We start from the raw sequence: 13,048 nt of genomic DNA on the forward strand, positions 1-13,048 counted from the left end.
AAACCGCGAAAAATAGCCAAGGGTTTATGAAAAATGGCGAGATAAATGCGTATTTCAGCCGAATACCGCCCATTAAGGTGAATGCCAATTCAAAAAAATCGGCTTTTGACCAGTCAGCCGGAGTTTCTGCTGTTTGTGCAAAGGTCTCAGACAGTTTGTTTGGCTCCTTAAATGTTTTGGATTATGCGGGTATCGTAAAGTTGTATATTGCTAATAAATTTACAACCAGCTTTGGTGAAGACATTTCAGTAAGCCCAATTGTCAATACTAAATTTAAGCAGTTGCAATCAACTGGAAAAGAAGCCGAACATTATTTCCTAGAAAATTTTCAATCTATCGAAATTTTTAAAAATGGAAATCTTGAGGATGCGCGATTTTATGGCGATGGTTATGATTTTCAGGTAGAAAAAGAAAAACGGTTCTACTTAGTTGAGGTAAAAGGTGTTCGTTCCAAAACTGGAGCATTCAGGATGACTAAAAATGAATACAATAAAGCCGAAGAATACTGTGATGAGTATGGGTTGGTAGTCGTAAGTAATTTAGAACAAACACCTAAAATGACGATAATATTCAATCCATTATCTAATTTTAATTTTTTAAAAAAATCATCGACAGTTAGCCAAGTGAGCTATCATTCCCCAACCTTGAAATGGTAATCAAACATAAGCATTGTATACGGTGTTACTGGTACAGTTGTGAGTTGCCAATTTGGGTATATCTTTTGGATCGAATAACCTCGTCAGGAAATTCAAAGTCTTTTGGAAAGCCTTGTAAACTAAGGCATTCGTATTCGGTTAGTTTTCTGAGTCCTTTCGCATCGTGAATAAAAGGTACGTTATGACCGCCAAGACCCATATTGGCAGTAAGCGTAGGGCAAACGCCAGGTTCTTTCACCCGTACAAGAAACTTTCGTAGCTGATAAATACAGGTTTTATCCTCGACTTCTTTACTTATCATTTTGTAATATCGGTTATCTTCAGGTAAATAATAGCTGACATCATCTAATGAGCCAGAAAAATCAATGTAGTTTTCTAGTCGCTTTGGCTGCTTGTTTTTTTGTGTCGGAAAATCAATTTTGCCGTTACGAAAATGATCGGTTGAGAATGCAACCATAAATAGCCGATTTCGCCGCTGGGGTAAGGGGGTTAATTCATAGCAATCTAATTCAGCGCAACTTGACTCCCTAAACCAATAACCTGCTTTTTTTATTTCTTTGGTGATCTCAAGAAACCAACTGCCACCTTCCCCGAAACGGATATGAGGTGAATTTTCAAGGACGATAACCGATGGTTTTTTATCATCAAATTCTTTTACAATTCTGATGATTTGATGGAACAATTGTCCTCTGGGGTCTTCAAATCCCATGCGTTCGCCAGCTTGCGAAAAACTCTGGCAGGGAAAGCCAGCGTGCAATATATCTACAGGCTCTAGCTCACATTGGGAAACGGATACACCCTTAATGTTAGATGGAATCCCGTCATTTTCAACTATGCGTATATCGTTGAGGTTATGGCGATATGTCAACACTGACATTGGGTCATTTTCTATTGCCCAAGCAGTTTTAATACCAGCCTCCTCAAAACCAAGACAAAATCCGCCAATTCCTGAAAACAAGGCTGCCGCTTTAAGTTCTGGCATCTCAAATAAGCCCGAAAATTCTACAACTTAAACTCATTGCGATTGGTTTCATCAACACTCTGAAAATTTTGTTTAACTTGATCCACTTCTTGTTGTAAGGCTCGAACTATCTTTTTTGCTTGTTCCTCAGTAAATTCATAATTTTGTCGGTTAGCCAGATTTCCGACAAGTTGCAAGTCTTTGATAGCTTTGTTTACTCGCTTGTTTGCTAACTCAATGAATTTCGCGCTTTTATTTCTGGGACTCATACATCACACAATACTAAAAATATTTCTTTTATATATTATACATTTTAAAATTGTATTGTATATATCAATATTTTATTTCATTTTTCTATACAATTTTCCAAGACCGTAGGAGCAAGAACTGAACGGTATTGCGTCATACGTTTAATAGTTGCGTTTGCAATAACTGTCAAACTCATGTTTTCCGCTTAACATCAACAATATTAGGCAGTTGGCTTATTTTGCTAAGGACTAAACTCAATTGCCGAGTATTTTCGATCTGAATGGTCAGGCTGAGGACGGCGGAAAAATCGGGGTTGGTTTCCATTACGGCGTTGGAGATGTGGATGTTCGCTTGGGTTAATACGTGGGTGACGTTATTTAACAGGTGACGGGCGTTGTAAGCACGAATAATAATCGGCACTGAGTGACTGGCCTGTTGTGTTCCCCAATAAACAGGAATGAGTTGCGTGTGTTTTTCTGGGCTGAGATTGGTGACATTGCCGCAATCTTTGCGATGTACGGTGATACCTCGGTAATGCGAAATGTAGCCGATGATGTCCTCACCTTGTGCGGGCGAGCAGCAATGCGCCAAGGTGGTCAGTACATTGTCGATGCCTTCCACGGTAACGACGGATTTGGAATCAGGCTTTTTCTTGATGGGTACGGGATGTTGCGGCTCTAGTTCGGGTATTTTGAAAAATGCCGCCAATTGACGACTGTTGATGTCGTTGCGGCCTATCGCTTCCAGCAAGGCATCAGTATCTGCCAACTTGAAATGTTGGGCTAATTCTTTAAGATGGACTCCTTTTAAGCCCAAGTGTTGGATTTCTTTATCCAAAATAGCCTTGCCCGTGGCAATATTCTGGTCTTTTTGTTGATGCTTAAACCAGCTCTTAACTTTGCTGATCGCATGTGATGATTTCAAATAACCCAAATTGGGATCAATCCAGTTGCGATTGGGTCGAATGTCTTTTGTGGTCAGGATTTCAATTTGTTCGCCAGATTTAAGTGTGTAAGTTAATGGACAAATCCGACCATTCACCTTTGCGCCACGGCAGCTATGACCAATTTCGGTATGAATGGCGTAAGCAAAATCCAGTGGTGTTGAGCCTTTTACTAGGTCAATGAGTTTCCCAGTCGGTGTTAATACATACACTCGGTCACGGAATAGCTCGTTTTGGAAGTCATCGCCCAGGCTTTCATCGCTGTCTTTTTCTGCCAGCAACTTACGCAAGGAGGCAATGCTTTTGTCCATCGCTACGTTATGTTTGCCGCCTTCCTTGTAAGACCAGTGCGCGGCAACTCCCATTTCGGCGAAGTCGTGCATTTCCCGTGTGCGGATCTGCACTTCGATACGGTTGCCTTGGGGATCGAGGATAACGGTATGCAGGGATTGGTAGCCGTTTTCTTTAGGATTGGCGATGTAATCGTCAAATTCCTTGGGGATGTATTGCCACGTGCTATGCACGATACCTAACGCGGTATAACAGGCGGTTAAGTTATCGACAATCACCCGCACTGCCAGCAAATCGTACAGTTCGTCGATATCCAATTGTTTGCGCTGCATTTTTTTCCAGATGCTGTAGATATGCTTGGGGCGACCGTAAATCTCGGCGTTAATAGTTTCGATGCTTAGATGTTGTTGCAGTAGGACAATAAAATAGTCGATACTCGCTTTCCGTTGATCGCGTTTAGCGGCTAGGGATTTGGCAATCTTGAGATAAATTTGCGGTTCCAGATAGCGGAACGCCATATCTTCCAACTCCCATTTGAACTGGTGTATGCCCAGCCGATTGGCAATCGGCGCATAAATGTCCAGGGTTTCCTGTGCGATGAAATGGCGGACTTCATAAGCTTCTTTGGGCAAGATGCGTAGGCGCTTGATCCGGTAAGCCAACTTGATTAACACGGCCCGCATATCTTGCGTCATGGACAGCAACATCCGGCGCAGTGTTTCTGCTTGGTTGGGTTGGTCGGTCATATCGGTGGAATAAACCGACAGCTTGTTCAGCCAGTTAATATCCTTGACCAACGCCGCAACGGTTTTGCCAAATTGCTTGGCGATGTCGGGTTTGGGTTTTAACTCTTCCAGACGTGGATCGCTCAATATCGCGGCGAGGATAGTTTCCACATCCACTTTAAAATCCATTAAAATGGCGGCAACATCCGTGCCTTTAGGTCGCTGATAAGGCACAGGTTCAGGAATTTGCGCTATTATTGCCAAAGCGCGTTCGATCTGCTCGTTATCCTGAACAGAAAATCCACTGAAAATTTGTTGATTAGAAGAGGTGGTGTTCTGCATCAGTCCTTCTTAAACGATTCGGAAAACGGGTCAAGCGTGGTAGGCTAATGCCGAAAGTATAGAGTAAGAAATATTTCATAGGGTTCAAGAGATCGTTAATAAAAAGATAAATTACTGACCATCTGGTCACTACTTAGATTAAGCAATAAATTAAAGCGATACAAAAAATTACTATGCCAATACAAACCACCGCAATCCCTGATGTAATCATCATTGAACCCAAAGTTTTTGGTGACGAACGAGGCTTTTTTTACGAGAGTTTTAATGCCAAAAGCTTTGCTGAACAAACGGGTATCAAAGCAAGTTTTGTCCAGGATAACCATTCCAAATCGGCTAAAGGCGTGTTGCGCGGCTTGCATTACCAAATCCAGCAACCCCAGGGTAAATTGGTGCGTGTGGTCGCTGGCGAAGTCTTTGATGTCGCTGTCGATATTCGCAAACATTCGCCGACGTTTGGGAAATGGGTAGGCGCGATGCTCTCAGCCGAGAACAAACGCCAGATGTGGATACCAGAAGGTTTTGCCCACGGCTTTCTCGTTACAAGTGAATCTGCCGAATTTTTATATAAAACAACGGATTACTATGCGCCGGAATTTGAGCGCAGCATATTCTGGAATGATCCTGCCATCGGCATTCAATGGCCTGTACAGGGTGAGCCTGTGTTGTCGAATAAGGACAAAATAGCCAAATTGCTGAGTGAAGCCGAGGTGTTTGCGTGAAAATCTTACTGACAGGCGCAACTGGTCAGGTGGGGTGGGAGTTGGCGAGGACATTGTTGCCGCTGGGCGAAGTGATAGCCGTCAATCGCAGCCAAGCTGATCTTTCAGATCTAAAAGCCTTACGGTCTATGCTCCAGCAGCATAAACCCGATGTCATCGTCAATCCGGCGGCTTACACGGCGGTAGACAAGGCTGAAACGGAACAGGGATTGGCATTTTTGATTAACGCCGAAGCACCTAGTGTTATGGCGGAAGAAGCTAAAGAAATCGGCGCATTGCTGGTGCATTATTCTACCGATTATGTTTTCGACGGAACTAAAAGTACGCTATATACGGAAGACGATACGACGAATCCCATCAATATTTACGGGCAGAGCAAGTTAGCAGGTGAACAGGCCATTCAATCAGTAGCGGGTGACTATCTGATACTGAGGACATCTTGGGTTTACGCCAGTCGAGGCAATAATTTTCTGAAAACAATCCTGCGTCTGGCGGCAGAACGGGAAGAACTCAAGATTGTCGCTGACCAGATTGGCTCGCCGACATGGGCGCGTTTAATAGCTGAAACCACGGCGCATATCGTGCAGCAAGCCATGTTTGAACGGCAAGCCAACAGTTTTAATTCCGGTGTTTATAACTTAACTTCATCAGGCGAAACGTCTTGGCAGGGTTTCGCCCAGAAGATTGTCGATATTGTCCGCGAGCAAGGGAATGTGGTGCTGAAAAATAAGGCAATACTCCCTATTCCGACTACCGACTACCCATTACCTGCTAAACGTCCCGCAAATTCCAGGTTATCTACAAAGCGTCTGGAACAACATTTTGGCTTAAGCTTACCGTCATGGGATAATGCACTCAAACTTTGTATGCAAGAATTAGACTAGCGGCGTATTTCTATTGCTGTTATTTAGATCCAAGTAGTTGGTTGCCGTCAGTTCTATCAGTCAGCGAGACAAATCAAAACATGAAAATATTAATCACCGGCGGTGCCGGATTTATCGGCTCTGCGCTTATTCGTCATGTCATAGGCAATACCGAACATAGCGTCGTCAATCTCGATAAGCTGACTTATGCGGGTAATTTAGAATCACTCAAGTCGGTCGAAACCGATCCGCGTTATCAGTTTGTACAAGCCGATATTTGCGATGCGGTGGCAGTCAATTCCATACTGCAACAGCACCAGCCCGATGCCATCATGCACTTGGCTGCGGAATCCCATGTTGACCGCTCCATTGACGGCCCTGCGGCATTTATCGAAACCAACATCGTCGGCACTTATATATTAGTCGAAGCGGCGCGAAATTATTGGCAAACGCTGGCGGACGATAAAAAAACTAATTTTCGCTTCCATCATATCTCCACCGATGAAGTTTATGGTGACCTGCCGAACGATGATTCTTTGTTTACCGAAACTACGCCGTATTCGCCAAGCTCACCGTATTCGGCATCCAAAGCCAGTTCCGATCACATCGTACGCGCCTGGCACAGGACTTATAAGTTTCCGGTTGTGGTCACTAACTGTTCCAACAATTACGGACCTTATCATTTTCCTGAGAAGCTCATTCCGCTGGTCATCCTCAACGCGCTTGATGGCAAACCTTTACCGGTTTACGGCGATGGCAAGCAAATCCGTGACTGGTTGTTTGTAGACGATCACGCCAGGGCACTGCTTACCGTCGTGGAAACGGGTAAGATAGGCGAAACTTACAATATCGGTGGACATAATGAGAAAGAAAATATCGCCGTGGTCAGGACTATCTGCAACATTCTCGAAGAATTACATCCTCAGAAACCCAACGGTTTAGCCAATTATCAGGACTTGATTACCTTTGTGAAAGATCGCCCAGGTCACGACCTACGTTATGCGATTGATGCCGGAAAAATTGCCGACGAACTCGGCTGGATCCCTAAGGAAACTTTTGAGACGGGTTTGAAGAAAACGGTGCAATGGTACCTCGATAATATGGATTGGTGCCGTCACGTTCAGGATGGCAGTTACCGCCGCGAACGGCTTGGACTAGGAGACTAAAAATGAACTGGAAAGGCATAATCCTCGCTGGCGGTGCAGGTACAAGGCTACACCCCATCACTAAAGCAGTATCGAAACAATTACTTCCAGTTTACGATAAGCCAATGATTTATTACCCATTATCTGTACTAATGTTGGCAGGTATACGGGAAACTTTGATTATCACTACGCCCGAAGACCAACTCAGTTTCAAAAATCTGCTGGGCGATGGCTCGGATTATGGTATTAAAATCGAATACGCCGTGCAACCCAAGCCGGAAGGTCTTGCCCAAGCGTTCTTGATTGGCGAGCAGTTTATCGGCGATAACAATTGTTGCTTAGTGTTGGGCGATAACATCTTCTTTGGACAGCATTTTTCTGATAATTTAAAACATGCGAAGAGCCGAACTACTGGTGCGACCGTATTTGGCTACAAGGTCAAAGATGCCGAACGCTTTGGTGTGGTTGAGTTTGACGAAAACAACAAGGCGATTTCCATCGAAGAAAAACCCGCGCAACCAAAATCAAACTATGCGGTTACTGGGTTGTACTTTTATGATAATCAAGTCGTTGATATAGCAAAGAAAATAAAACCCTCTCACCGTGGTGAGTTGGAAATAACCGCAGTCAACGATATGTACTTGCAACAACAACAATTGAATGTCGAAATTCTTGGTCGTGGCTTTGCCTGGCTGGATACTGGCACACACGATAGCCTCATAGAAGCAGGGCAATTTGTGCAAACTGTTGAACATAGGCAAGGTTTTAAAATTGCCTGTCTTGAAGAAATTGCCTATAACCAAGGTTGGTTAAGCCATGCGGAATTAATCAAACGCGCCCAAGCCCTCGCTAAAACTGCTTATGGTGAATATTTATTAGAAATATCCAAAGGTTAGGAACATTTAATCCTTAAGTTTCCGTGTGCTACCTTCGGAAATGTTGATAAATCAAATAATTACCAACAAGCTCATACGAATTATTCTTAAATGAAAATAGACTTCGCCAATCTTCAACACCAATATCAGCTTTATAAGGTCGAGATTGATACCGCAATTCACGCGGTATTAAACAAATCAAACTACATCCTGGGTGAAGAATGTGATTTGCTGGAGCGAGAACTTGAGGCATTTACCGAAGCCAAACATGCCATCGTTTGCTCCAGTGGCACCGATGCGCTGCTGCTTGCCATGATGGCACTGGACATTCAACCCGACGATGAAATTATCACCACGCCATTCACCTTCATTGCCACGGCGGAAACCATCGCCTTAGTGAAGGCCACGCCCGTGTTTGTGGATATTCAGGCAGATACTTACAACATAGACCCCAGCAAAATCGAAGCGGCAATCACACCAAAAACTAAGGCCATCATGCCTGTTTCGCTGTATGGGCAACCACCTGATTTAGATGAAATCCAGCTTATTGCCAACAAACACAATCTCAAAGTTATCATCGACGGCGCACAAAGCTTTGGCGCGACTTACAAAGGCAAAGCCGACAGCGCATTGGGTGATATTAGCTGCACCAGTTTTTTTCCAGCCAAGCCCTTAGGCTGTTACGGAGATGGCGGCGCAGTATTCACCAATGATGACGAACTGGCTGAAAAAATGCGTATGCTACGCGTGCATGGGCAAGGACAGCGTTACCACCATAAATACATCGGTATGGGTGGACGTTTAGATACCCTGCAAGCCGCTGTTTTGTTAGCAAAACTGCCGCATTACCGACAAGAAATCAAAATGCGGCAGCAAATCGCACAATCTTACAGCGACAAACTGCCAAATACACCAGAAGTAGCATTACCCAAAGTAAAGCCAGATCGAACCAGCGTTTGGGCTCAATACACACTTAGTACCCAGCACAGAGGCTTGCTACAAGAAAAGCTGCAAAAAGCAGGAATCCCAACTGCCATCCATTATCCAAAACCATTGCACTTACAAGAATGCTTTGGCTATTTGAACTACAATGAGGGTGATTTTCCGATTGCCGAAAAAGCCGCTAACGAAGTCATAAGCTTGCCGATGAACGCCTTTTTAACGGAGAATGAGTTGGACTTTATTGGAGATAATTTTAGTGGGCCATAAATAACTATAGGAATCTCTGAACTTGTGATTCCTTTCATGGTTCGACTAACTCACCACGAACGTAATCAACATCTTACCGCTCGTCCTGAGCTTGTCGAAGGACTTAATCAGAGAGTCCTATAGTAAAATAGCAGAGGAAAAGAGGGATTTAGATCTGCTTTTGCTAAAAAATCAATCTTCATCCGTCACTAAACCACATTGCCATCGTTTGGTTTATAATGGTAATCAGCTTTTAAGCATCGCCAATGTACAATAATGGTGATTTCAATAGAAAACAACACTAAACAAATGCAATCAAGTAAACAGTTTTTAATCAAAGTCTTTGTTCTCAAAGCGAATTAATTAATCAATCGACAAAAATTGAAGCCAAACGTCTGGTAACGTTTAAAACTTTGCATGACTGATTTCTCAATAGCGGTAAATCCCCACGCTGCCCAACCGACATCCCTTTTGGCATTAGGGAAAAGCCTGTGGCGTAACCGCCAACTTATCGCTCAAATGATTAAGCGTGAAGTTGTTGGCCGTTATAAGGGTTCTGCTATGGGCTTGGCATGGTCGTTCTTCAACCCAATATTTATGCTGGTGGTCTACACCTTTGTTTTTTCAGAAATATTTAAAGCACGTTGGGCTGGCGTTGGTATTGAAGATAGCAAAACGCAATTCGCCTTGGTGCTGTTTGTTGGCATGATTGTACTGAGTTTGTTTAGCGAGGCGGTCAACCGTGCGCCGCGATTAATTCTTTCCAACGTCAATTACGTTAAAAAAGTGGTATTCCCGATTGAAATACTGCCTGTAATTGCCATGGGTGCCGCACTTTTCCATAGCTTTATCAGTCTCAGTGTATTGCTGTCCGCTTTTGCACTCTTTAATGGCTATTTGCACTGGACGGCAGCGTTCATCCCCTTGGTATTGCTGCCGCTCGTTATTCTCACGCTAGGTTTGACTTGGATACTGGCATCCCTAGGCGTATTTATACGCGACGTGGGGCAGACCATCGTCCTGTTTACCTCCGTTCTAATGTTCCTTTCCCCAGTCTTTTATCCGATAGCCGCAGTGCCAGAAAAAGTTCGTCCGTTCATCATGGCTAATCCGCTTACCTTTATCATTGAACAAGCGCGAGAAGTACTGATTTGGGGGCATACGCCGAATTGGATCGGCCTAGGTATTTACACCCTTGCAGCCACAGTAATCGCTTGGCTAGGCTACGCCTGGTTTCAAAAAACCAGAAAGGGGTTTGCAGATATCCTCTAACGAAATTATCATCAAGGTTACCAATTCTGCTTGGTGAATTAACATGACAAAATTGGGGGTATCGAGATGAGCGACATCGTAAAAATTGAAAATCTGAAAAAGCTGATCATCGAGATTAGGAGGCAAAATGTCCTGCTTGATAGCGATGCCGCCCAAATCTATGGAGTTGAAACCAAACGAATTAACGAGGCAGTAAAAAACAATCCAGATAAATTCCCGCAGGATTACATGTTTGGACTCAGCGAGGCGGAGTTTTCTGATTTGCGGTCGAAAATTTCGACCACAAAATTTGCCAAGACGAGAGTCACACCTAACGCCTTCACCGAAAAGGGCTTGTATATGCTCGCTACCGTTGCAAATGTTTGAAATTATAAAGACAAACACCGTGCGCTGTGTACAATCAACAATCACGACACGGAGATTGAAATGCTGAAAAGTTACCAAGCTATATACGATCATGGTCGATTGACCTGGTTGAACGGTGAGCTATCCGTAGAAAAGGCACATGTCATTGTCACTTTATTGTCGGCTGAAGAAGCCCCTGTTCTGAAAGCAAAACGCCAGCCATCCCCGAGTATTGCCGGACAAGGAAAAATGTTGGGTGATATTATTTCGCCCACTGCGCCTGTTGAAGATTGGAACGAGTTAGCATGATTTTGTTAGGCACGCATATCTGGATTACTTGGATATTACTTGGCCGTGAGGCATTAAAGCTGATTATTGCATCTGCGATTGAGGATGCCGACAGAGTTGTGGTTTCCGCCATATCCTGTTTTGGAGTAACCAAATGCGCCTGACAACACAGCAAACACACACAATCACCCAAACAGTTTCCCGTTTGGTCGGAACAGGAGCGGTGGTGCATTTATTTGGCTCTAGGCTAAACGACCAAGCAAAAGGCGGGGATATAGACTTGCTCATCGAAACCGATACTCCGCTATCGCTAATACAGCGTGCGCAAATCAAAATGGAATTGGAATCACAACTTGGCTTACCCGTTGACATCGTTTCGAAATCCCGTGGCGCGGTGGCGACACCCTTTCAAAACATCGCCCGATTTCGTTCTGCCCAATTGGAAATGTGAATGGACCAATCCATCCTCAACTCAGAAAAACTGCATCTTGCAGAACTTTTAGAAGCGATCCAGCGTTGCGTTTACTTCCTTGATGCTTCTAGCCGAAAACTGACATGGCCATTGACAAAAGAACGGCTAGAGACGCAGAAGAAGGACGTGGCGTTATTCGAAGCAATGGCAGCAATCAACGAGAGATTCGCCAAACTGCAAGACACACTCGGCGCAGCCATGCGACATGCCTGCATTCTTGCAGGCGAACCCACGGACAGCTTTCTTAAAGTACTCAGCTTTTACGAAAAAACAGGCGTACTCGAATCGGTTGCGTCTTGGCAGCTATGCCGAACGGCTCGCAATCTTGCCGCCCATGACTACGAAACCGAATACACAGAAATTGCAGACCATTTTAATTCTCTACAGGCCTTAACCCCCCTGCTTTACATTAGCGCTGCCCGCTTCCTCAACTATTGTCAGGAGACACTCGGCATTAAACCGAAGCAAGACGATTTTTCTACGGAATTCATGTCGATTGTAAAAACAAATCAAGCGGATGAAAGCGGGGCGATCAAGTGAACACAGCAGACATCGCCATCAAAGTAGAAAACCTCAGCAAATGCTACCAAATCTACGACAAGCCCAGTGACAGGCTCAGGCAATTCCTTTTGCCCCGACTGCAACGCTTGTTAGGGAGAAAGCCTAAGCAATATTTTCGCGGGTTTTGGGCGCTCAAAGATGTTTCTTTTGAAGTCAAAAAAGGTGAAACTGTTGGTATCATCGGCCGCAATGGCAGCGGTAAATCCACTTTATTACAAATGATCTGCGGCACACTTAACCCGACCAGTGGCAGCGTTCAAACCAATGGTCGGATCGCGGCCTTGCTGGAACTGGGCTCCGGTTTCAATTCGGAATTTACCGGGCGTGAGAATATCTATATGAATGCTTCAGTGCTAGGCTTGAGCAAAGGCGAAATCGACGCACGTTTTGATGACATAGTTGCCTTTGCTGACATTGGTGATTTTATCGAACAACCCGTCAAAACCTATTCCAGTGGCATGGTGGTACGCGTCGCCTTTGCCGTGATTGCCCATGTGGATGCGGATATTTTGGTGATTGATGAAGCACTGTCAGTGGGTGATGCCTTTTTCACCCAAAAGTGTATGCGATTTCTGCGTAAGTTTATGGAAAAAGGGACTGTGCTATTTGTTAGCCATGATACGGGGGCTGTCATCAATTTTTGTCAACGTGCGATCTGGTTAAGCAAAGGTATTTCGAAATATCAAGGTGATCCTAAATATGTGGCACAGATGTACCTTGCCGAAATGTACGAATCCAAACAGGGGGAAAGTAGTGTAGCTCCTATCAAAAACCATACTGATAATGTGATGTTCACAGATCAGCCAAGGGATATGCGCCTAGATTTTATAAATACTACAAAATACCGTAATGACATAGAGCTTTTTAGCTTTGTACCAGATTCAATGAGTTTTGGAAAAGGTGGCGGTCAAGTAACATCTGTACAGTTGCTTGATGAAAATGGCATACCCTTGACATGGGTGATTGGTGGTGAAATGGTAAGGCTGAAAATTATATGCCTAGTAAGAGACCTTTGCACGACCTCAAGCCCCAAAATGGGTAAAATAAGCCTTTATTCAAGTTCGAGCAATAGCCTATGTCCTGGAAGAACCTAGCCCAAACCAGTTTAAGCGATGCCCTTGTCAAACACCACGAAGCCTTGGAGGAATTGGAC

The 13,048-nt window shown here is 44.2% G+C and carries 16 protein-coding genes; 13 read left to right on the plus strand and 3 right to left on the minus strand.

Annotated features, from left to right (window positions below):
• The first annotated feature begins 26 nt into the window (after positions 1-26).
• Positions 27-656, plus strand: a complete 630-nt coding sequence (locus tag AC1YY3_RS11900; protein ID WP_482194498.1) for a protein NO VEIN domain-containing protein — start codon at positions 27-29, stop codon at positions 654-656.
• Between the two features lie 25 nt (positions 657-681).
• On the opposite strand, the gene AC1YY3_RS11905 is transcribed toward AC1YY3_RS11900, so the two are convergent.
• The 3 genes from AC1YY3_RS11905 to AC1YY3_RS11915 all read right to left on the minus strand — a co-directional run bounded on the left by AC1YY3_RS11905 (position 682) and on the right by AC1YY3_RS11915 (position 4,167).
• Positions 682-1,638, minus strand: coding sequence for a DNA cytosine methyltransferase (locus AC1YY3_RS11905; RefSeq protein ID WP_481825128.1), 957 nt, complete (start codon positions 1,636-1,638; stop codon positions 682-684).
• A 20-nt stretch (positions 1,639-1,658) separates the two neighbouring features.
• The gene (locus tag AC1YY3_RS11910; protein WP_481825127.1) at positions 1,659-1,886 is read right to left on the minus strand and encodes a hypothetical protein; all 228 of its coding nucleotides are present in this window, start codon (positions 1,884-1,886) and stop codon (positions 1,659-1,661) included.
• Between the two features lie 172 nt (positions 1,887-2,058).
• Positions 2,059-4,167, minus strand: a complete 2,109-nt coding sequence (locus tag AC1YY3_RS11915; protein WP_481825126.1) for a RelA/SpoT family protein — start codon at positions 4,165-4,167, stop codon at positions 2,059-2,061.
• A gap of 173 nt (positions 4,168-4,340) precedes the next feature.
• On the opposite strand from AC1YY3_RS11915, the gene rfbC reads away from it, so the two are divergent.
• The 12 genes from rfbC (at position 4,341) to AC1YY3_RS11975 (ending at position 12,989) form a co-directional block, all read left to right on the plus strand.
• Positions 4,341-4,886: a dTDP-4-dehydrorhamnose 3,5-epimerase gene (gene rfbC / locus AC1YY3_RS11920; RefSeq protein WP_481825125.1), complete on the plus strand. Its 546-nt coding sequence runs from the start codon at positions 4,341-4,343 to the stop codon at positions 4,884-4,886.
• Positions 4,883-5,770 (plus strand): dTDP-4-dehydrorhamnose reductase, encoded by an 888-nt coding sequence (gene rfbD, locus AC1YY3_RS11925; protein ID WP_481825124.1) that lies wholly within the window; start codon positions 4,883-4,885, stop codon positions 5,768-5,770. Before rfbC ends, rfbD begins: the two co-directional genes overlap by 4 nt.
• A gap of 80 nt (positions 5,771-5,850) precedes the next feature.
• Complete coding sequence (gene rfbB, locus AC1YY3_RS11930; RefSeq protein WP_481825123.1) at positions 5,851-6,915, plus strand: dTDP-glucose 4,6-dehydratase; 1,065 nt, start codon at positions 5,851-5,853, stop codon at positions 6,913-6,915.
• 2 nt (positions 6,916-6,917) lie between these two features.
• Positions 6,918-7,790, plus strand: coding sequence for a glucose-1-phosphate thymidylyltransferase RfbA (gene rfbA / locus AC1YY3_RS11935; protein WP_481825122.1), 873 nt, complete (start codon positions 6,918-6,920; stop codon positions 7,788-7,790).
• A 90-nt stretch (positions 7,791-7,880) separates the two neighbouring features.
• The gene (locus tag AC1YY3_RS11940) at positions 7,881-8,978 is read left to right on the plus strand and encodes a DegT/DnrJ/EryC1/StrS family aminotransferase (RefSeq protein WP_481825121.1); all 1,098 of its coding nucleotides are present in this window, start codon (positions 7,881-7,883) and stop codon (positions 8,976-8,978) included.
• 396 nt (positions 8,979-9,374) lie between these two features.
• Positions 9,375-10,229: an ABC transporter permease gene (locus AC1YY3_RS11945; RefSeq protein WP_482194499.1), complete on the plus strand. Its 855-nt coding sequence runs from the start codon at positions 9,375-9,377 to the stop codon at positions 10,227-10,229.
• A 66-nt stretch (positions 10,230-10,295) separates the two neighbouring features.
• Positions 10,296-10,595: an ORF6N domain-containing protein gene (locus tag AC1YY3_RS11950; protein ID WP_482194500.1), complete on the plus strand. Its 300-nt coding sequence runs from the start codon at positions 10,296-10,298 to the stop codon at positions 10,593-10,595.
• 60 nt (positions 10,596-10,655) lie between these two features.
• Positions 10,656-10,883 (plus strand): hypothetical protein, encoded by a 228-nt coding sequence (locus tag AC1YY3_RS11955; protein WP_482194501.1) that lies wholly within the window; start codon positions 10,656-10,658, stop codon positions 10,881-10,883.
• The gene (locus AC1YY3_RS11960; protein WP_482194502.1) at positions 10,880-11,026 is read left to right on the plus strand and encodes a hypothetical protein; all 147 of its coding nucleotides are present in this window, start codon (positions 10,880-10,882) and stop codon (positions 11,024-11,026) included. The genes AC1YY3_RS11955 and AC1YY3_RS11960 overlap by 4 nt, the downstream gene beginning before the upstream one ends.
• On the plus strand, positions 11,017-11,313 hold the full coding sequence (locus AC1YY3_RS11965; RefSeq protein WP_482194503.1) for a nucleotidyltransferase family protein: 297 nt from the start codon (positions 11,017-11,019) through the stop codon (positions 11,311-11,313). The genes AC1YY3_RS11960 and AC1YY3_RS11965 overlap by 10 nt, the downstream gene beginning before the upstream one ends.
• Positions 11,314-11,874, plus strand: coding sequence for a hypothetical protein (locus AC1YY3_RS11970; RefSeq protein ID WP_482194504.1), 561 nt, complete (start codon positions 11,314-11,316; stop codon positions 11,872-11,874).
• A complete protein-coding gene (locus AC1YY3_RS11975; protein WP_482194505.1) occupies positions 11,871-12,989 on the plus strand; it encodes an ABC transporter ATP-binding protein in 1,119 nt (372 codons plus the stop codon). The genes AC1YY3_RS11970 and AC1YY3_RS11975 overlap by 4 nt, the downstream gene beginning before the upstream one ends.
• Positions 12,990-13,048 lie beyond the last annotated feature (59 nt).

It is taken from the genome of Methyloglobulus sp. (assembly GCF_964779595.1).